The following is a 16,800-nucleotide window of genomic DNA, read 5'->3' on the forward strand; positions in this document are numbered from 1 at the left end:
AGGAAGCCCTCGGCAACGCAATGACAACGGTCGGAATCGCTGCGTAACGCTCGGTGAATGCAATGTGTCCGGCGTGTATCAAGGGCCCGCGGCGTGCTGCAGTTCACACGCTGGCGTGCCATGGCTTGCGCTGCATCAAACAGGGGACCACCCGCCCCCCTACCCTCGGCAGGTCGCACATTGACACGCCCTATGCCGCCTACCCATACCGTCCGCAGTCCCGAGGCCGACCTCAAGCTCTCCCCGCTCAACGCGGCGAGCCTGCTGGCCCGCGCGCGCATCCTTCAGCAGGCCTGCGTCGACGGCACCACGCGCCCGCTGCTGCGCGGCAAGAACCTGGGGCTGGTCTACGAGGCGCAGCCCGCCGAATCGCTGGCCTTCTTCCGCCGCGCCGCCGAGGAGCTCGGCGCCCACGTGGCGGTGATGCGCTCGAGCCTGTCGGCGGCGAGCACGCCGCAGGAAGTGCAGCACACGGCCCGCATGCTCGGGCGCCTCTACGACGCCATCGAATGCCAGGGGCTCGACCCCGCGCTCGTGCGGTGCATCGGGCAGCACGCCGGCATTCCGGTCTTCGAGGGTGCCGCGATGAAGACCCACCCGGCCAGCCAGCTTGCGGAACTGCTCTCGGACGCGACCCTGCCGGCCGACAACCGCCGCTTCATCCTCCAGGCGATGCTGCTCGAAGCGATCGGATGAGGCGCAAGGCCGGGTGCGCCCACGCTTGATCCAGCGCAAGACGCCTTTCCCGCGCCCTTCCTACAGTGGATTCCACGGCCGCCAGGGCTGCGCCAGGACGACCGGCTCCATCCATCCAACGCAAGGAATCCCACCATGAAGACCGATACCCAATTGCGCAACGACATCCAGGCCGAGCTGAACTGGGCTCCCGAGGTCAAATCCTCCGACATCGGCGTGATCGTCAAGGACGGCGTGGTCACGCTCACCGGCCATCTCTCCAGCTATGCCGAGAAATACGCGGTCGAGCGCGCCGTGCAGCGCGTCTACGGCGTGAAGGCGCTGGCGGTCGAACTGACGGTGAAGCTGCCCTTCGACAACCAGCGCACGGACGCGGACATCGCGCTGGCGGCCGAACGCGCGCTCGAATGGAACGCGCTCGTGCCCGACGGAAAGATCCACCCGATGGTCGAGAAGGGCTGGCTCAGCCTGACCGGCGAGGTCGAGTGGGACTACCAGCGCAGCGCCGCCGAAGTGGCCGTGCGCGACCTGATGGGCGTGACCGGCGTGTCGAACCTCGTGAAGGTCAAGCCCAGGGTGAGCCCCGCCGACGTCGAGAAGAAGATCCACGACGCGCTCTCGCGCCAGGCCGACCGCGAGGCCCGCAAGCTTTCCATTGCGGTGGACGGCTCCCACGTCACGCTGCGCGGCACCGTCCATTCGTGGTCGGAACGCGACGCCGTGCAAGGCGCTGCCTGGTCCACGCCGGGCGTCACGGTCGTGGTGAACGACCTGCTCGTGGACGCCTGAGATGCGCGTCGCGCTCGTCACCGGCGGGACCTCGGGCATCGGGGCGGCCACGGCCGAGGCCCTGCAGGCGGCGGGCTACCGCGTGGCGGTGAACTTCGCCAACCGCACGGAGGCCGCGCAGGCCTTCGCCGCGCGCACCGGCATCCCGGCGTTCGCATGGAACGTGGCGGAACATGCGGCCTGCCAGGCCGGCGTCGCGCGCGTCGAGGCCGAGCTCGGTCCCATCGACGTGCTGGTCAACAACGCCGGCATCACCCGCGACACGATGCTGCACAGGATGAACCTCGAGCAGTGGCGCGAGGTGCTGGAGGTCAATCTCGGCGGTTGCTTCAACATGTGCCACGCCGTCATCGGCGGCATGCGCGAACGCCGCTTCGGCCGGATCGTGAACATGGGCTCGGTCAACGGACTGTCCGGGCAGGCGGGCCAGGTGAACTACGCGGCCACGAAGGCCGGGCTCGTCGGCCTCACCAAGTCGCTCGCGCTGGAAGGCGCCTCGCGCAACATCACCGCGAACGTGGTCGCGCCGGGCTACACCGACACCCCCATGGTGGGGGCGGTCGCACCCGAGATGATGGCGAGGATCCTGTCGGACATTCCGGCCGGCCGCCTCGCCACGCCCGCCGAGATCGCGCGCGGCGTCGTGTTTCTCGTCGCCGACGAGTCCGCGTTCATCAACGGCATCACCCTGTCGATCAACGGCGGCAAGTACATGGCCTAGGCGGCGGCCCGGAACTTCGCCCATCACGAGCGCGAGCCCTCCATGCGCAACACCTCCGAGACGCGCGACATCGAGCCGGCCTGTGCAGTCGCGCCGACCATGCGGGCCATGGTGCTGAACGCGGCGCTGCTGCCGCTGCAACTCGAGCGGCGCAACATCCCGCAGCCCGGCCCGGGCGAGCTGCGCCTGCGCGTGCTGGCATGCGCAGTCTGCCGCACCGACCTGCACGTGGTCGATGGCGAGCTGCCGCTGCCGCTGCTGCCCATCGTGCCGGGGCACGAGATCGTCGGCATCGTGGAGGCCATGGGTGCGGGCGGACAGGGCCATCGCATCGGCGACCGCGTGGGCGTGCCATGGCTGGGCCACAGCTGCGGCTGCTGCGCCTTCTGCGCGGACGGCCGCGAGAACCTTTGCGACACGCCCCGCTTCACGGGCTATCACCGCGACGGCGGCTTCGCGAGCCATGTGATCGCTGAGGCGGCGTTCTGCCTGCCGCTTGCCATGCCCGAGACCGACGCCGCGCGCATCGCCCCGCTGCTGTGCGCGGGCCTGATCGGCTGGCGCAGCCTCAAGGCCGCGGGCGACGGCGCACAGCGGCTGGGCATCTTCGGATTCGGCGCCGCAGCGCACCTGGTGACGCAGGCGGCGGTTGCGCAGGGGCGCGAGGTCTGCGCCTTCACCCGAGCCGGGGACACGGCGACACAGGCCTTCGCGCGCAGCCTGGGGGCCGCCTGGGCCGGCGGCTCGAACGAGCGCCCGCCCGAGCTCCTGGATGCCGCCATCATCTTCGCGCCCGCCGGCGAGCTGGTGCCCGCGGCGCTGCGCGTGGTGCACAAGGGTGGCCGGGTGGTGTGCGGGGGCATTCACATGAGCGACATTCCCGCCTTTCCGTACCGGCTGCTGTGGGAGGAACGCAGCGTGGTCTCGGTGGCCAACCTCACGCGCGCGGATGCGCGGGAATTCCTCGACTTCGTGCAGACGCATCCGCTGCAGGTCCACGTCACGACCTATCCGCTCGCGCAGGCCAACGAAGCGCTGGCCGATCTGCGCGCCGGCCGCATCGAGGGCGCCGCGGTGCTGGTGCCCTGATGCGCCGCCGCCGTGATCCCCGGCTCAGAGTTCCAGCGATTCGCGGTATTCGGGCACGGTGCACGGCCAGCCGTGGCGCTCCTCGATGGCCAGCCGCAGCGCGTCCGCGGCCACCGGTTCTCCATGCGTGACGAACACGCGCCGAGGCGCCTGCTGGGCGTCGAGCCACGCGAGCAGCTCCTCCCGGTCGGCGTGGGCCGACAGCGTCTCCAGGTTCGCGACCTCCGCGCGCACCGGCACGTAGGCGCCATGGATCTTGACCGCCTCGGCACCGGCCACCATGGCGGCACCGCGCGTGCCGGCCGCCTGGAAGCCCGCGAACAGGATGGTGTTGCGGGCATCGGGCGCGTAGGCCTTCAGGTGGTGGAGTACCCGCCCGCCGGTGGCCATGCCGCTGGCGGAGACGATGATCGACGGAAAGGCCAGGGTGTTCAGCCGTATCGATTCCTCGACCGTGTTGACGACGATGGTCTTCCCCAGCATCGTCGCGCACTGCTGCGCGCTCAGCCGATGCTCGTCGCAGTGCTTCCTGTAGATGCGTGTGGCGTCGGTCGCCATCGGGCTGTTCAGGTACACCGGCATGTCCGGGATGCGGTGCGCGTCCTTGAGCAGGTGGATGCAGTGCAGCAGCGTCTGTGCCCGTCCGACGGCGAAGGCCGGGATCAGCACGATGCCGCCGCGCGCGGCGGTGCGGTTGATCACGCCCGCGAGCTCGGTGAGCGTGTCGGCCGTGGGATGCCTGCGGTCGCCGTAGGTGGATTCCATCACCACGTACTCCGCGGGGCGGGCCACTTCGGGCGGACGCATCAGCAGGTCCTGGCTGCGCCCCAGATCGCCCGAGAAGAGGATGCTCGCGCCGCCCCAGCCGACGCGCAGGCTGCCCGCGCCGAGGATGTGGCCGGCCCTGGCCAGCTGCCAGGACCATCCGGGCCACGGGGAACACTCCTGGCCGAAGTCCACGGCCTCGAAGCGTCCGAGCGCCGCACGCGCCTCCTGCTCGGTGTACAGCGGCAGCGCGGGCTTGTGCTTCGAATGGCCGTGCCGGTTGGCATAGTCGGCATCCTCCTCCTGCAGACGGCCCGAATCAGGCAGCAGCAGTTCGCACAGTTCCAGTGTGGCCTTCGTGCAGTACACGGTCCCCTTGAAGCCGAGCCGGACCAGACGCGGTACGAAGCCGCTGTGGTCGATGTGGGCGTGCGTGAGCAGTACGGCATCGATGCTCGCGGGATCGACCGGCAGCACGTCCCAGTTGCGCAGGCGCAGCTGCTTGAGCCCCTGGAAGAGCCCGCAATCGACCAGCAGCCGCCGGCCGCCATGGCTCAGCAGGTACTTCGAGCCGGTGACGGTGCCCGTGCCACCGAGGAAGTCGATGCGCATGAAAGCCTCAGTGGGACATCAGCACCGGCAGCGTCATCCACTGCAGCATGGACAGCGTGGCACCGCCCAGCACCCACTCGCGCGCCCTGCTGTGGCCATAGCAGCCCATCACCAGCAGGTCGGCGCTCAGGTCGGCAGCCAGCGAGAGCAGGCGGTTGCCGACGTCATCCTCCTTGTCGCCACCGGGATGCAGGCGGACCTCGCCCACGCCCTGCATCCGCAGGTAGGCCCGCAGGCTCTGCAGCGATTCGTTCGCGCCCTCGCCGTAGGCCACGGCATCCACCCGGCCCGCCTTGCGCAGCCATGGCAGTGCGGCGCTCACGGCGCGCGCGGCCTCGCGCGTCTCCTTCCAGGCCACCAGCACCTTGCTGCCGATCGGGCCGACCGGCCCCGCGTAGGGCAGCACCAGCGCCGGCCGACCGCTTTGCACCAGCAGGCTGGGCAGGAAGTCGCCGGGGAGCTCGCCGTCCATCGGGTCGTTGCGGTCGCGCTGCCCCAGGACCAGCAGGTCGGCGTACAGGGCGCGCCGGGCGAAGCCCCACGGGCCGTCGCTCTCGGGCTCGGTCCAGTGCAGGCGCGGCGAGCCCGCGCCGTGCTGCATGAAGGTGGCGTGCATCTTGTCGCGCGCGTCCTTGTCGATCTCCTGCATGATCGCGACCGCCTCGGCGGCCGCTTCGATGGCGTACGGATAGCGCATGAGCGCGGACAGGGTGCACGGCTGCGCCGTGACCTCTGCCTCGAAGGTCTCGGCGAGCTCACGGGCCAGCTTGATGCGCTCCACCGTGCGGGCCGAGCCGTCGAGATGGAGCAGGATGGATTTGGGGGTCTGCATGGAGGCTCTCCTGGACAGGCGGTTTGCGATGGAAGCGACCTTAGGCCTGCGGGCCGCGCACGGGCTTGCGCTGCGTCAATCGGCCGCAGGACCGCAGCAGCCCGCGCCACGGCTTGATCCACCTCAACCCCCGCCACGGTCGCGGCACGCAAGATTTGCTCCCATCGTGCAAAGGAGATGTCGCATGCCTTTCCTGACGAAGAATGTCGGAGTCCTCGACCGCGCGCTGCGCATTGGCGCAGGCCTGCTGATGATCGCCCTGGCGGTGCGGGGAACCATCGGGTTCTGGGGCTACATCGGCGTGGTGCCACTGCTGACGGGCGTGGTGGGCAACTGCCCTGCCTACACGCTGTTCGGCGTCAGCACCTGCCCGCGCGACGGCCACTGAGACTGGCGGATGCGCATCCGTCGAACGACGCAGGGCCGCATGTCCGTCCATCTGCTGCTGCTCATCGTGCTGTGTGCCGCGCTGGGTGGCGCAGTGCTATGGTTCGCGTTCCAGCTCCTCATCAAGTGGCTCACGCTGGACTGAGCTTCGTACGGAGGCTGCCATGTGCATGAACCTGCTGCGCAGGCTGGCCGCCTCGCGACTGCCTTGCAGCGAGGCGGATCCCGCGATGATCGACAGGTTGCGCGTGCTCCTGGCCGCGGGTCAGGTCGAGGCCCGCATTCCTCCCGCCGTCTCGCAGCCGGGCCATGGCACGGGCGACTGCACGCACCAGGATGCGGCCACGGTGACCCGCATCACCCCTCGCGGGTGGGAGACCCTCGCCGCAGATGCGCCACCGGGCGAGGCCACGCGTTTCATCGGCACCAGGCATCGATCTGGCGCATGAGGTCCGAGCCCACGGCGTGCGCGGCGGCGCCGGCCAGCAGCACGCCCGCCAGCCGTGCGCCCCAGGCCTGGCCCGCCGCACCGCTGGCCAGGCGCAGGCGCCGCCACAGCCACGGACCGACCGCGAGCGAAAGCCCGCTTCCCACCGCGAACAACGCCATCAGCATCGCGCCTTCCCACGGCCCGCTGCCCAGGCCCGCCAGCATCAGCGCCGAATAGAGCAGCCCGCACGGCAGCGCCACCCACAGCAGACCGGCCGCGAGCACGCCGAGCCCCGTGCCCCCCGCATGCGGACGAAGACGCGCTTCGAGCGAGCGGCCGATGCGCCGCGCCCACAGCGGCTGCCGCCCCGTGACGGCCAGCATCGCGCCCCAGGCGAACACGAAGACGTGCAGCAGCACCCACAGCGGCCGCAATGCGGCGACCTGGGCGCTGGCCAGCGCGAGGCCGTCGACGCTGGCCGCCGCGATGGCGCCGGCCGCCGCGTAGCTTGCGACGCGGCCCAGATGGAAGGCACCGGGCGCGGCGAGTGCCGGCACCGCGCCACCACCTGCGGCGGTGAGCGGCACGATCCTTATCACCGCCGACGAGGCGGCACCGCACATCGCCACGCAGTGCGGCCCGCCGGCAAGGCCCATGAGCAGCGCGGCACCGGCGAGCGCGGCCTGCATGGTCAGACCACGCGCGAGAAGCGCGTGCGGTTGGCGCGGCAGTATCGGTCGAACACCATCGCGACCGCGCGCACGAGGAACCAGCCCTCCTCGGTGACCGCGAGGCCGTGGTCGCTCAGGCGCACCAGGCCGTCGGCGACCAGCGGGCCGAGCGCCGCGAACTCGGTGGCGAAGTAGCGCCGGAAGTCGACCGCGAAGGCTTCGCCGATGGCATCGAAGTCGAGCCGCCCCCGGCACATCAGCGCCATGATCACCTCGCGCCGCAGCAGGTCGTCGCGCGACAGCGCAAGGCCCCGCACCACCGGCAGGCACCCCTGGTCGAGCAAGGCGCGGTAGTCGTCCAGGCTCTTGGCGTTCTGGCTGTAGGTGGCGCCCACGCGGCCGATGCCCGATACGCCGAGCGCGATCAGGTCGCCTTCGGGCCGCGTGCCGTAGCCCTGGAAGTCGCGGTGCAGCCGCCCTTGCTTCTTCGCGACGGCGAGCGGATCGTCGGGCAGCGCGAAATGGTCCATGCCGATGTAGACGTAGCCGGCGCCCGTGAGCCTCGCGATGGCGTTCGCGAGCATGCGCACGCGCGCGGCAGCGTCCGGCAGTTCCTCGGCATGGATGCGCCGCTGCGGCTTGAAGCGCTCGGGCAGGTGCGCGTAGGCATAGAGCGCGATGCGGTCGGGCCGCAGCTCGCAGACCTGCGCGAGCGTGCGCTCGAACGAGGCGTCGTTCTGCCGCGGCAGGCCGTAGATCAGGTCCACGTTGATCGACTCGAAGCCCAGCGAGCGGGCCTCGTCCATCAGCGCGAAGACCTGCGATGCGGGCTGGATGCGGTGCACCGCCTTCTGCACGGCCGGGTCGAAGTCCTGCACGCCGAAGCTCAGGCGGTTGAAGCCGAGCGCCGCGAGGTTGGAAAGCCGTTGCGCGTCCACCGTGCGCGGATCGATCTCGATGGAGCGCTCGCCGCCGGGCACGAAGGCGAAGGCCCGGTGCAGCAGCGCCATGAGCTCGCCGAGCTCCGCATCGTCGAGGAAGGTCGGCGATCCGCCGCCCAGGTGCAGATGGGACACGGTGGCGCTGCGGCCGAGCTGCGCGACCTGCAGCTCGACTTCGCGCCCGAGGTACGCGAGGTACTGGCGGCCCCATTCGCGGTGGCGCGTCACGATCTTGTTGCAGGCGCAGTAGTAGCACAGCGACTCGCAGAAGGGGATGTGGACGTACAGCGACAGCGGCGGCGCCTCGGGGCCGGCTGCGCGGCGCTGTGCCAGCGCACGCACGTAGTCGTTCTCTCCGAAGGCCTCGACGAAGCAGTCCGCGGTGGGATAGGAGGTGTAGCGCGGGCCGGGCACGTCGAACTGCCGCAGCAGGTCGATCGGCAGCGGGGCCTGCACGGTTCCGGTTTCGGTTCCGGTGTCGGGAGCGAGGGCAATGGAAGTCATGGGGTGGGTGTGCGCATGGGAGCGTCGGGCTGCACGGGTGCAGGCGGCGCGGTCAGCAGCACCGTGCAGGCGCTCGAGGCCGCGGCCATCAGCCAGAAGACGAAGAAGGCACCCGTATAGATGCCCTGCCGCGTCATGTGCAGCGCATCGGCGCCGCAGAAGGTGTTGATCGGATCGACCAGCGCGAAGACCAGCACCTCCATGCCGCAGGCCACCAGGAAGGAAGGCCAGAGGATGGCGGCGACCAGCCGCATCGCGTTCATGGCGCCGCCCTCGAACCCGCGGAGGGCACGTCTTCCGCAGGCGTCATCGCGTGGTTGCGGCCCGTCAGCGCGGGGAGGTGGCGCTTGCCGGCCAGCGTCTTGTTGATCTCGATGCCCTCGCGGTAGTAGTCCTCGGACACCAGCGCATCGGGGCTTCGCCAGGCCAGCCAGAAGGTCACGAAGCTCGCGATCATCACGGCCACCGGGCCGCCGATCACCATCCACAGCAGCGGATGGCGCCACCAGGGCTTGTGCGCCTCGAGCGCTTCGGCGGCCAGCGCGTTCATCGTCGAACCGGTTGCTGCATTCATTCCAGACCTTTCAGCGCGGCACCAGGAAGGCCGCTTTCTCGGAAACCTGCGCGCCGCTGCCTTCCTCGCGGATGCCGAAGTGCACCGTGTGCGATCCGGCGGGCACGCTGCCGTAGGGCACCTGAAGCCGCACCGCGACCCAGCGCGACTGGGCCGCATCGACGGCCACCGGCTCGTCCGGCGACACGCTGAGCCCTTCGAGCCCGCTGGCGGCGATGCGGTAGCGCTGCGGCTGCTCGGTGGCGTTCATGATCTGCAGCCGGTAGACGTTCTCGAGCCTTCCGCCCTCGGCGATGCGCGCCAGCGCGGCCCGGTCGCGCACCACGTCGACCTTCAGCGGCGAGCGCACCACCAGGCTGGCCAGCAGGCCGGTCACCAGCAGCAGCAGGATCGCGGCGTAGACCAGCACCCGCGGGCGCAGCACGCGCCGCAGCAGCTGCCGGCGCGACCACCCGGCCTCCATGCCGTTCTGCGTGTCGTAGCGGATCAGCCCCGGCGCATAGGCCATCTTCTGCATGACCGTGTCGCAGGCGTCCGCGCACAGGCCGCAGCCGATGCATTCGTACTGCAGGCCCTGGCGGATGTCGATGCCGGTGGGGCACACCTGCACGCACAGGCCGCAGTCGATGCAGTCGATGCAGTCGCCGAGCGCCATCGACCGCGGATCGGGGCCCTTGCGGCGCGGCGCGCGCGGCTCGCCGCGCCGGGGGTCGTAGGTCACGATGAGCGTGTCGCGATCGAACATCGCGCTCTGGAAGCGCGCATAGGGGCACATGTACTTGCAGACCTGCTCGCGCATGAACCCGGCGTTGCCGTAGGTCGCGAAACCGTAGAAGAACACCCAGAAGACCTCCCACGAGCCCATCTTCGTCTGCAGGAAGGCCACGCCGAGCTCACGGATCGGCGTGAAGTAGCCCACGAAGGTGAAGCCGGTCCACATCGCAATGCCGATCCACAGCAGGTGCTTGGCCCACTTCTTCACCAGCTTCTCGAGCGACATCGGCTCGGCGTCCAGCCGCATGCGCGCAGCGCGGTTGCCTTCGATGCGCTGCTCCACCCACATGAAGATTTCGGTGTAGACGGTCTGCGGGCAGGCGTAGCCGCACCACAGCCGCCCCGCCACGGCGGTGAAGAGAAAGAGCGAGAGCGCGCTGATGACCAGCAGGCCCGAGAGGTAGATCAGGTCTTGCGGGTAGAGCACCAGCCCGAAGATGTAGAAGCGCCGCGCCACGAGGTCGAACAGCACCATCTGGCGCCCGCCCCATTCCACCCAGGGCATGCCGTAGAACACGAGCTGCGTGAGAAAAACCAGCGCCCAGCGCCAGCGCGCGAACACACCGCGCACGGTGCGGGGATAGATCTTCTTCGAGGCCTCGTACAGGCCGACCTCCTCGCCGCCTCCCGGGTTGGCGTTCGCGATGGGAATGATCCTGCGGGTCATGGCGGTCCGCCGGCCTCAGGGCGTGGCCGCAGGCGCATTGTTGGAGAGCCCCCAGACGTAGGACGCGACCATCCGGATCTGTGCCTCGGTGAGGCGGCCTTCCTGCGCGGGCATCTCGTTGTGCTTGCCCGAGTTGATCATCTGGATGATGGCGGCCTCGCCATAGCCGTGCAGCCAGATCCTGTCGCTGAGATTGGGCGCGCCCAGGGCCTGGTTGCCCACGCCGCCGATGCCGTGGCATGCGGCGCATGCCGTGAACTTCGCCTTGCCGAGGCCGGCGCGCACCGAGTCGTGCGGCTCGCCCGACAGGCTCAGCACGTAGTTGGCGACGTTCTTCACGTCGTCGGGCGTACCGACGGCGGCGGCCATGGGCGGCATCACGCCCACCCGCCCCCTGGTGATGGTCTCGATGATCTTCTCGGGCGTGCCGCCGTAGAGCCAGTCCTTGTCCGTCAGGTTGGGAAAGCCCTTGCTGCCGCGCGCATCGGAGCCATGGCACTGGGCGCAGTTGCCCATGAAGAGCCGCTCGCCGATGGCATGGGCCTGCGGGTCGCGCGAGATTTCCTCGACAGGCATCGACGCGTACTTCGCATAGACGGGTGAGAGCTCCTGCGTGGCCCTGGCGACTTCCGCCTCGTACGCGCCGCGCGAAGTCCAGTCGGACTTACCGCGGAAGCTCCCCAGCCCCGGAAAGAGCGCGAGATAGCCGAGCCCGAAGACGATGGTCAGCACGAACAGGCCGACCCACCACATCGGCAGCGGGTTGTTGGCCTCGCGCAGGTCTTCGTCCCAGACGTGGCCGGTCGTGTTGTCGGCGCTGGCGGCGACGCGCTTGCGGGCCGTGAGCCACAGCAGGATCACGCAGCCGAGGATGCCCAGCAGCGAGACCGCGGCCACGTAGTCGGACCAGAAACGGTGGATGAAATCGCTCATCGTGCTTATCCCTTCACTTCAGTCCTGCTCGAAGGGCAGGCGTGCCGCTTCCTGGAAGCCGGGCGCGTTGCGGCGCGAATACGCCCAGATCACGATGCCGATGAACAGCGCGAAGCACACGACGGTGGCGGCGACGCGCAAGATGGTGAGGTCGATCATGGTTTTGCGTCCTTTGCCGCTTGCCTACTTGAGCGCCAGGCCCAGCGACTGCAGGTAGGCCACCGTGGCCTCCATCTCGGTCCTGCCCCGGACGTCTTCCGCGGCCCCGGCGATCTCGGCATCGGTATAGGGCACGCCGACGCGGCGCAGCGCGCGCATGTGGGCGGGCAGCGACTCGGCATCGACCGGCGTCTTCTCCAGCCAGCTGTAGGCCGGCATGTTCGACTCGGGCACGACGTCGCGCGGGTTGTTCAGGTGGATGCGATGCCACTCGTCGCTGTACTTGCCGCCCACGCGCTGCAGGTCGGGGCCGGTGCGCTTGCTGCCCCACTGGAACGGATGGTCGTAGACGAACTCGCCGGCCACCGAGTAGTGGCCATAGCGGAGCGTCTCCGAGCGGAAGGGCCGGATCATCTGCGAGTGGCAGTTGTAGCAACCTTCGCGCAGGTAGATGTCACGGCCGGCCAGCTGCAGCGGCGTGAGCGGCTTGACGCCCTGCACCGCCTCGGTGGTCGACTTCTGGAAGAACAGCGGCACGATCTCGACGAGGCCGCCGACGGCCACCACCACGAGGATCAGCACGATCATCAGCAGGTTGTTGGTCTCGATCTTCTCGTGCGTGAAGCCGCCCGAGCTGGAAGTCTTGGAATTCATCGTGCGTCCTCAGGCATGGGCCATGGCAGGCGGCGGGATCTCGGCGCGCACCGCGCGCCCGGAGATGACGGTCATCCAGACGTTCCACGCCATCAGCAACATCCCGCTGAGGTATAGAACGCCGCCGATCACGCGCACCAGGTAGAACGGGAAGGTGGCCTTCACGCTCTCCACGAAGGTGTAGGTGAGCGTGCCGTCGGGGTTGATCGAGCGCCACATGAGACCCTGCATCACGCCGGCGATCCACATCGCGGCGATGTACAGCACGATGCCGATGGTGGCGATCCAGAAGTGCACCTCGATGGCCCGCACGCTGTACATGGCGGTGCGGCCGTACATGCGCGGGATCAGGTAGTAGAGCGACCCCATGGTGATGAAGCCCACCCAGCCGAGCGCGCCGGAGTGCACGTGGCCGATGGTCCAGTCGGTGTAGTGGCTCAGGGCGTTGACGGTCTTGATGGACATCATCGGCCCCTCGAAGGTCGACATGCCGTAGAACGAGAGCGCCACGATCAGGAAGCGCAGGATCGGGTCGGTGCGCAGCTTGTGCCAGGCGCCCGAGAGCGTCATCACGCCGTTGATCATCCCGCCCCAGCTCGGCGCGAGCAGGATCAGCGAGAACACCATGCCCAGCGACTGCGTCCAGTCGGGCAGCGCGGTGTAGTGCAGGTGGTGCGGGCCCGCCCACATGTAGGTGAAGATCAGCGCCCAGAAGTGCACGATCGACAGCCGGTACGAATACACCGGCCGTCCCGCCTGCTTGGGGATGTAGTAGTACATCATCCCCAGGAAGCCGGCCGTGAGGAAGAAGCCCACTGCGTTGTGGCCGTACCACCACTGCACCATCGCGTCCTGCACGCCGGCATAGGCGGAGTAGCTCTTCATCCATCCCGCCGGAACCGCCGCGCCATTGACGATGTGCAGCAGCGCGACCGCGATGATGAAGGCGCCGAAGAACCAGTTGGCCACGTAGATGTGGCGCACCTTGCGCGTGCCGATGGTGCCGAAGAACACGATGGCGTAGGCCACCCAGACCACCGCGATCAGCAGGGCGATCGGCCATTCGAGCTCTGCGTATTCCTTGCCGCGCGTGTAGCCCATCGGCAGGCTGACGGCGGCCGCCACGATCACCGCCTGCCAGCCCCAGAACACGAAGGACGCGAGCCGGGGCGCGAAGAGCCGGACCTGGCAGGTGCGCTGGACCACGTGGAAGCTGGTCGCCATCAGCGCGCAGCCGCCGAACGCGAAGATGACCGCGTTGGTGTGCAGCGGCCGCAGGCGTCCGTAGCTGAGCCATGGCACGCCGAGGTTGAGCTCGGGCCACGTCAGCTGGGAGGCGATGACCACGCCCACCAGCATGCCGACCACGCCCCACACCACGGACATGAGCGCGAACTGCCGCACGACCGTGTCGTCGTATTCCGCGGCGGGGGGTCTGGGTTCCTGCATCGTCGTGCCCTTGATTGAGTTGCGGGCAGTTTCCGTGGGTTACCAGCCCGAGGGCTTGATGCATATCAATCGCCGTGCAGGATGCGTTCGCCTTCCATGTCGACGTCTTCGAACTGGCCGCGCTCGATGGCCCACCACAGTCCGCCGAGGATCGCGAGGACCAGCATCACGGACAGCGGCACGAGGAGAAAGAGGATGTCCATCAGCGCACGCCTTCTCCAGCGCCAGCGCGCGACAGCCGCGCGGCGTTGAGGACGACGACGAGCGAGCTCGCGGCCATGCCGAGGCCCGCGAGCCAGGCCGGCAGCCAGCCGGCGACGGCCAGCGGCACGCACAGCGCGTTGTAGCCCGCGGCCCACACGAGGTTCTGCCGTACCACGCGCAAGGTCCTGCGTGCCTGCGCGATCGCCTGCGGGATGCTGGCGAGCCTGTCGCCGAGCACCACGAAGTCGGCGTGCGCGCGCGACAGCGGCACCGAGCGGCCGAAGGCGAACGAGGCATTCGCACGCGCCAGCGACGGGCCATCGTTGAGGCCGTCGCCCACCATCGCGATCCGCCGCCCTTCGGCCTGCAAACGCCACAGCACGTCGAGCTTGTCTTCCGGCGTGCAGTCGCCCTGCGCGAAGTCGATGCCGCAGCGCACGGCGATCTCCCTCGCAGCCGCGTCCCTGTCGCCCGAGAGCAGCCGCACCGTGACCCCTTGCGCGCGCAGCGTCGCCACGGCCTCGGCGGCATCGGCGCGAAGCTCCTCGGCCAGCACGAAGCTCGCGAGCCAGCCCTGCTCGTCGGCCAGGTGGACCTGCGCGGCCTCGACCTCCAATGCAGCCACCTCGCAGAAGCCCGCCGAGCCCAGGCGCACGCGCCGGTCCGTGCCGGCTGCTGCGCGCGTGCGATGCAGGCGGCCCTCGATGCCCTGGCCCGCCGCCTCGACGGTTTGCTGCGCGATCCAATCGGGTGGCGAGCGGAACTGCGCGTTCCAGGCATTCACCAGCGACTGCGACACAGGGTGCAGCGACTGCCCGGCGAGTGCTGCCGCCATCTCGAGCGCATCGCCGGGCCGCAGGCCCTGTCGGCAGTAGATGCGCTCCAGCCGGGGGACATCGCCCGTCAGCGTGCCGGTCTTGTCGAACACCACGGTGTCGACCGATTCCAGCGCTTCCAGCGCCTGCAGGTTCGAGGTCATCACGCCGCCGCGCGCCAGCGCGCCCGCACTGGCGAGCATGGCGGCCGGCGTCGCGAGCGAGAGCGCGCACGGGCAGGTCACGATGAGCACCGCGACCGCCACCATCAGCGCCCTGCCCGGGTCCGTCGGCCACCAGAACGCGGCTGCGATGGCCGCCGATGCCAGCACCGCGACGAGGAAGGGACGCGCCACGCGGTCCGCCAGCAGCGCGAGGCGCGGCTTGCGCGAGGCGGCGCTCTCCATCAGCCGGACGATCTGCGCGAAGCGCGTGCCCCGGCCCACCGATTCGATGCGCACCCGCACCGGAGCCGTCAGGTTGTGGCTGCCGGCGAGCACGCGGTCGCCGCATGCGCGGGGCACCGGCCGCGATTCGCCGGTCAGCAGGGCCTCGTCGGCGCTGGTGTCGCCTTCGACCAGCACGCCGTCGGCCGGGAAGGCTTCGCCAGGGCGCACCCGAACCACGTCCCCCACGGCGAGCCGGCGCACTGCCACGCGCTTCCAGCTGCCGTCGGCCGCGAGTCGGTCGATGGCATCGGGCAGCCGGTTCATCAGCGCATCGAGGGCGCCGGCCGTGCGCTCGCGCAGCCGCGCCTCCAGCCATCGGCCGGTGAGCAGGAAGAAGACGAACATCGTCAGCGAGTCGAAATAGACCTCGTGGCCGAGCCGGCCGCCGGCATCGAAGGTGGCGGCGCTGCTGACCGCGAAGGTGACGAGCACGCCGAAGGCCACGGGCAGGTCCATCCCGATACGGCCCATGCGCAGGTCGCGCCAGGCGCTGCGAAAGAAGGGACCGCAGGAGAAGAGCACTACCGGCAGCGTCAGCACCCAGGAGGCCCAGCGCAGCAGTTGCGCCGAATCGGCGCCCATGTCGCCGGGCCGCGCGACGTACGCGGGGTAGGCGTACATCATCACCTGCATCATGCAGAGGCCGGAGACCAGCCACCGCCACAGGGCCAGCCGCGATTCGCGCCGACGCAGCTCCCTCGCGGAGCGGTCGCAGCCCGGCAGCAGCGGGTAGCCGGCCTTCGTGCTCGCCTCGAACCAGCGCGAGGGCCGCGTCTGCGCAGGCGACCAGACGACGCGCGCACGCCGGCTGGCCGCGTTGACCTGCGCCTCGCGCACGCCGGGAACCCGGCGCAACGCGTCCTCGACGGTGAAGGCACAGGCCGCGCAGGTCATGCCCTCGACCATGACCTGCGACTCCCAGCAGCCGCCATCGGTGTCATTCAACTCGCGCCCGAACGCGGCCCACTCGGCCGGATCGTCCAGCATCTGCCAGGCGTCTTCACCGACTGGAGCTGGCAGAGCTGGAGCAACTGGAATGGCAGGGATCACGGCGCGATCCGGGGCGAGCGTGGCATTCATCGGGCGAGCCTAAGAGGCAGGCGCCGCGAGGCGCTTGATATGCATCAAGCCGCAAGGACCGTCGCCTGCCTAAGCTCGGGCGCACACTGTGTGGAGATCCTCAATGTTCAAGCGCATCCTCGTCGCCACCGACGGCACCGCCCTTTCGAAGAAGGCCGTCGACAGCGCCATCTCGCTGGCGGTGCAGAACGACGCCGACCTGGTCGCGCTGACCGTCGTTCCCCGTTATCCGAAGAGCTATTTCGAAGGCTCGATGACCTTCTCCGCCGAAGACGTCGGCCGCATCGAGAAGCAGTGGGCCGAGAAGGCGCAGGCCATGCTCGACAAGGTGCGCGACCGCGCGCGGGAACGCGGCGTGCGGATCAAGACGGCACAGGCCAGCTCGGACCTGGTCGCCGAGTCGATCATCGCGGCGGCGAAGAAGCACCGCAGCGACCTGATCGTGATGGCCTCGCACGGGCGCAAGGGCCTCAAGCGCCTGCTGCTGGGCAGCGAGACGCAGCAGGTGCTGGTGCGCTCGACGCTGCCTGTGCTGGTGCTGCGCTGAAGCGGTGCCTTGCGGAGGGCAAGGTGATCCGCGAGTCCCTTTGAGCGGCCGCTGGCGC

At 69.5% G+C, this 16,800-nt stretch carries 20 protein-coding genes; 7 read left to right on the forward strand and 13 right to left on the reverse strand.

Annotation, left to right across the window (positions count from 1 at the left end; translation table 11 throughout):
• Nucleotides 1–192: 192 nt before the first annotated feature.
• The 4 genes from ACTJLF_RS19570 (at nucleotide 193) to ACTJLF_RS19585 (ending at nucleotide 3,295) form a co-directional block, all read left to right on the forward strand.
• Nucleotides 193–696: an ornithine carbamoyltransferase gene (locus ACTJLF_RS19570; protein ID WP_440883752.1), complete on the forward strand. Its 504-nt coding sequence runs from the start codon at nucleotides 193–195 to the stop codon at nucleotides 694–696.
• A 135-nt stretch (nucleotides 697–831) separates the two neighbouring features.
• Nucleotides 832–1,485, forward strand: a complete 654-nt coding sequence (locus tag ACTJLF_RS19575) for a BON domain-containing protein (RefSeq protein ID WP_019657379.1) — start codon at nucleotides 832–834, stop codon at nucleotides 1,483–1,485.
• Nucleotide 1,486: 1 nt separating this feature from the next.
• Entirely contained in the window at nucleotides 1,487–2,206 is a 720-nt protein-coding gene (gene phbB, locus ACTJLF_RS19580; RefSeq protein ID WP_440883753.1) for an acetoacetyl-CoA reductase, read from the forward strand.
• 99 nt (nucleotides 2,207–2,305) lie between these two features.
• Complete coding sequence (locus ACTJLF_RS19585) at nucleotides 2,306–3,295, forward strand: zinc-dependent alcohol dehydrogenase family protein (RefSeq protein ID WP_145760109.1); 990 nt, start codon at nucleotides 2,306–2,308, stop codon at nucleotides 3,293–3,295.
• Between the two features lie 24 nt (nucleotides 3,296–3,319).
• Here ACTJLF_RS19585 and ACTJLF_RS19590 read toward each other — a convergent pair whose 3' ends face one another.
• Nucleotides 3,320–4,672, reverse strand: a complete 1,353-nt coding sequence (locus tag ACTJLF_RS19590; RefSeq protein WP_145759977.1) for an MBL fold metallo-hydrolase RNA specificity domain-containing protein — start codon at nucleotides 4,670–4,672, stop codon at nucleotides 3,320–3,322.
• 7 nt (nucleotides 4,673–4,679) lie between these two features.
• The gene (locus ACTJLF_RS19595) at nucleotides 4,680–5,504 is read right to left on the reverse strand and encodes a universal stress protein (RefSeq protein ID WP_145759976.1); all 825 of its coding nucleotides are present in this window, start codon (nucleotides 5,502–5,504) and stop codon (nucleotides 4,680–4,682) included.
• Nucleotides 5,505–5,688: 184 nt separating this feature from the next.
• Here ACTJLF_RS19595 and ACTJLF_RS19600 point away from each other — a divergent pair, with 184 nt between their 5' ends.
• Both ACTJLF_RS19600 and ACTJLF_RS19605 read left to right on the forward strand, forming a co-directional pair.
• Entirely contained in the window at nucleotides 5,689–5,892 is a 204-nt protein-coding gene (locus tag ACTJLF_RS19600) for a YgaP family membrane protein (protein ID WP_440883754.1), read from the forward strand.
• A gap of 169 nt (nucleotides 5,893–6,061) precedes the next feature.
• Nucleotides 6,062–6,340 (forward strand): hypothetical protein, encoded by a 279-nt coding sequence (locus tag ACTJLF_RS19605; RefSeq protein WP_440883755.1) that lies wholly within the window; start codon nucleotides 6,062–6,064, stop codon nucleotides 6,338–6,340.
• Here ACTJLF_RS19605 and ACTJLF_RS19610 read toward each other — a convergent pair.
• The 11 genes from ACTJLF_RS19610 to ACTJLF_RS19660 form a co-directional block, all read right to left on the reverse strand.
• Nucleotides 6,309–7,010 carry a sulfite exporter TauE/SafE family protein gene (locus ACTJLF_RS19610; protein WP_440883756.1) on the reverse strand — a complete coding sequence of 234 codons (702 nt, stop codon included), beginning with the start codon at nucleotides 7,008–7,010 and terminating at the stop codon, nucleotides 6,309–6,311. The genes ACTJLF_RS19605 and ACTJLF_RS19610 overlap by 32 nt on opposite strands.
• A gap of 2 nt (nucleotides 7,011–7,012) precedes the next feature.
• Complete coding sequence (gene hemN, locus ACTJLF_RS19615) at nucleotides 7,013–8,437, reverse strand: oxygen-independent coproporphyrinogen III oxidase (protein WP_440883757.1); 1,425 nt, start codon at nucleotides 8,435–8,437, stop codon at nucleotides 7,013–7,015.
• Nucleotides 8,434–8,700 (reverse strand): hypothetical protein, encoded by a 267-nt coding sequence (locus tag ACTJLF_RS19620; RefSeq protein ID WP_440883758.1) that lies wholly within the window; start codon nucleotides 8,698–8,700, stop codon nucleotides 8,434–8,436. Before ACTJLF_RS19620 ends, hemN begins: the two co-directional genes overlap by 4 nt.
• Nucleotides 8,697–8,987, reverse strand: coding sequence for a FixH family protein (locus tag ACTJLF_RS19625; RefSeq protein ID WP_145760106.1), 291 nt, complete (start codon nucleotides 8,985–8,987; stop codon nucleotides 8,697–8,699). The genes ACTJLF_RS19620 and ACTJLF_RS19625 overlap by 4 nt, the downstream gene beginning before the upstream one ends.
• A 34-nt stretch (nucleotides 8,988–9,021) precedes the next feature.
• The gene (gene ccoG / locus ACTJLF_RS19630) at nucleotides 9,022–10,452 is read right to left on the reverse strand and encodes a cytochrome c oxidase accessory protein CcoG (RefSeq protein ID WP_440883759.1); all 1,431 of its coding nucleotides are present in this window, start codon (nucleotides 10,450–10,452) and stop codon (nucleotides 9,022–9,024) included.
• A gap of 15 nt (nucleotides 10,453–10,467) precedes the next feature.
• On the reverse strand, nucleotides 10,468–11,385 hold the full coding sequence (gene ccoP / locus ACTJLF_RS19635; protein WP_126186059.1) for a cytochrome-c oxidase, cbb3-type subunit III: 918 nt from the start codon (nucleotides 11,383–11,385) through the stop codon (nucleotides 10,468–10,470).
• Nucleotides 11,386–11,403: 18 nt separating this feature from the next.
• Nucleotides 11,404–11,544 carry a cbb3-type cytochrome oxidase subunit 3 gene (locus tag ACTJLF_RS19640; protein ID WP_126186060.1) on the reverse strand — a complete coding sequence of 47 codons (141 nt, stop codon included), beginning with the start codon at nucleotides 11,542–11,544 and terminating at the stop codon, nucleotides 11,404–11,406.
• Between the two features lie 24 nt (nucleotides 11,545–11,568).
• Entirely contained in the window at nucleotides 11,569–12,198 is a 630-nt protein-coding gene (gene ccoO, locus ACTJLF_RS19645; protein ID WP_019657394.1) for a cytochrome-c oxidase, cbb3-type subunit II, read from the reverse strand.
• Nucleotides 12,199–12,207: 9 nt separating this feature from the next.
• A complete protein-coding gene (gene ccoN, locus ACTJLF_RS19650; protein ID WP_019657395.1) occupies nucleotides 12,208–13,647 on the reverse strand; it encodes a cytochrome-c oxidase, cbb3-type subunit I in 1,440 nt (479 codons plus the stop codon).
• Between the two features lie 65 nt (nucleotides 13,648–13,712).
• Entirely contained in the window at nucleotides 13,713–13,850 is a 138-nt protein-coding gene (ccoS, locus tag ACTJLF_RS19655) for a cbb3-type cytochrome oxidase assembly protein CcoS (protein ID WP_019657396.1), read from the reverse strand.
• Complete coding sequence (locus tag ACTJLF_RS19660) at nucleotides 13,850–16,195, reverse strand: heavy metal translocating P-type ATPase (RefSeq protein ID WP_440883760.1); 2,346 nt, start codon at nucleotides 16,193–16,195, stop codon at nucleotides 13,850–13,852. The genes ccoS and ACTJLF_RS19660 overlap by 1 nt, the downstream gene beginning before the upstream one ends.
• 103 nt (nucleotides 16,196–16,298) lie before the next feature.
• On the opposite strand from ACTJLF_RS19660, the gene ACTJLF_RS19665 reads away from it, so the two are divergent.
• Nucleotides 16,299–16,742: a universal stress protein gene (locus ACTJLF_RS19665; RefSeq protein ID WP_354426388.1), complete on the forward strand. Its 444-nt coding sequence runs from the start codon at nucleotides 16,299–16,301 to the stop codon at nucleotides 16,740–16,742.
• Nucleotides 16,743–16,800 lie beyond the last annotated feature (58 nt).

It is taken from the genome of Variovorax sp. 22077, assembly GCF_052044195.1.
Classification (GTDB): domain Bacteria; phylum Pseudomonadota; class Gammaproteobacteria; order Burkholderiales; family Burkholderiaceae_C; genus Variovorax; species Variovorax atrisoli.

Coding starts and splice junctions, on each gene's coding strand:
- ACTJLF_RS19590 (WP_145759977.1), bottom strand. CDS start 4,672: ATGCGCATCGACTTCCTCGGTGGCACGGGCACCGTCACCGGCTCGAAG.
- ACTJLF_RS19625 (WP_145760106.1), bottom strand. CDS start 8,987: ATGAACGCGCTGGCCGCCGAAGCGCTCGAGGCGCACAAGCCCTGGTGG.
- ccoO (WP_019657394.1), bottom strand. CDS start 12,198: ATGAATTCCAAGACTTCCAGCTCGGGCGGCTTCACGCACGAGAAGATC.
- hemN (WP_440883757.1), bottom strand. CDS start 8,437: ATGACTTCCATTGCCCTCGCTCCCGACACCGGAACCGAAACCGGAACC.
- ccoN (WP_019657395.1), bottom strand. CDS start 13,647: ATGCAGGAACCCAGACCCCCCGCCGCGGAATACGACGACACGGTCGTG.
- ccoP (WP_126186059.1), bottom strand. CDS start 11,385: ATGAGCGATTTCATCCACCGTTTCTGGTCCGACTACGTGGCCGCGGTC.
- ccoS (WP_019657396.1), bottom strand. CDS start 13,850: ATGGACATCCTCTTTCTCCTCGTGCCGCTGTCCGTGATGCTGGTCCTC.
- ACTJLF_RS19600 (WP_440883754.1), top strand. CDS start 5,689: ATGCCTTTCCTGACGAAGAATGTCGGAGTCCTCGACCGCGCGCTGCGC.
- ACTJLF_RS19575 (WP_019657379.1), top strand. CDS start 832: ATGAAGACCGATACCCAATTGCGCAACGACATCCAGGCCGAGCTGAAC.
- ACTJLF_RS19620 (WP_440883758.1), bottom strand. CDS start 8,700: ATGAACGCGATGCGGCTGGTCGCCGCCATCCTCTGGCCTTCCTTCCTG.
- ACTJLF_RS19660 (WP_440883760.1), bottom strand. CDS start 16,195: ATGAATGCCACGCTCGCCCCGGATCGCGCCGTGATCCCTGCCATTCCA.
- ACTJLF_RS19640 (WP_126186060.1), bottom strand. CDS start 11,544: ATGATCGACCTCACCATCTTGCGCGTCGCCGCCACCGTCGTGTGCTTC.
- ACTJLF_RS19610 (WP_440883756.1), bottom strand. CDS start 7,010: ATGCAGGCCGCGCTCGCCGGTGCCGCGCTGCTCATGGGCCTTGCCGGC.
- ACTJLF_RS19570 (WP_440883752.1), top strand. CDS start 193: ATGCCGCCTACCCATACCGTCCGCAGTCCCGAGGCCGACCTCAAGCTC.
- ACTJLF_RS19665 (WP_354426388.1), top strand. CDS start 16,299: ATGTTCAAGCGCATCCTCGTCGCCACCGACGGCACCGCCCTTTCGAAG.
- ACTJLF_RS19585 (WP_145760109.1), top strand. CDS start 2,306: ATGCGGGCCATGGTGCTGAACGCGGCGCTGCTGCCGCTGCAACTCGAG.
- ACTJLF_RS19595 (WP_145759976.1), bottom strand. CDS start 5,504: ATGCAGACCCCCAAATCCATCCTGCTCCATCTCGACGGCTCGGCCCGC.
- ccoG (WP_440883759.1), bottom strand. CDS start 10,452: ATGACCCGCAGGATCATTCCCATCGCGAACGCCAACCCGGGAGGCGGC.
- ACTJLF_RS19605 (WP_440883755.1), top strand. CDS start 6,062: ATGAACCTGCTGCGCAGGCTGGCCGCCTCGCGACTGCCTTGCAGCGAG.
- phbB (WP_440883753.1), top strand. CDS start 1,487: ATGCGCGTCGCGCTCGTCACCGGCGGGACCTCGGGCATCGGGGCGGCC.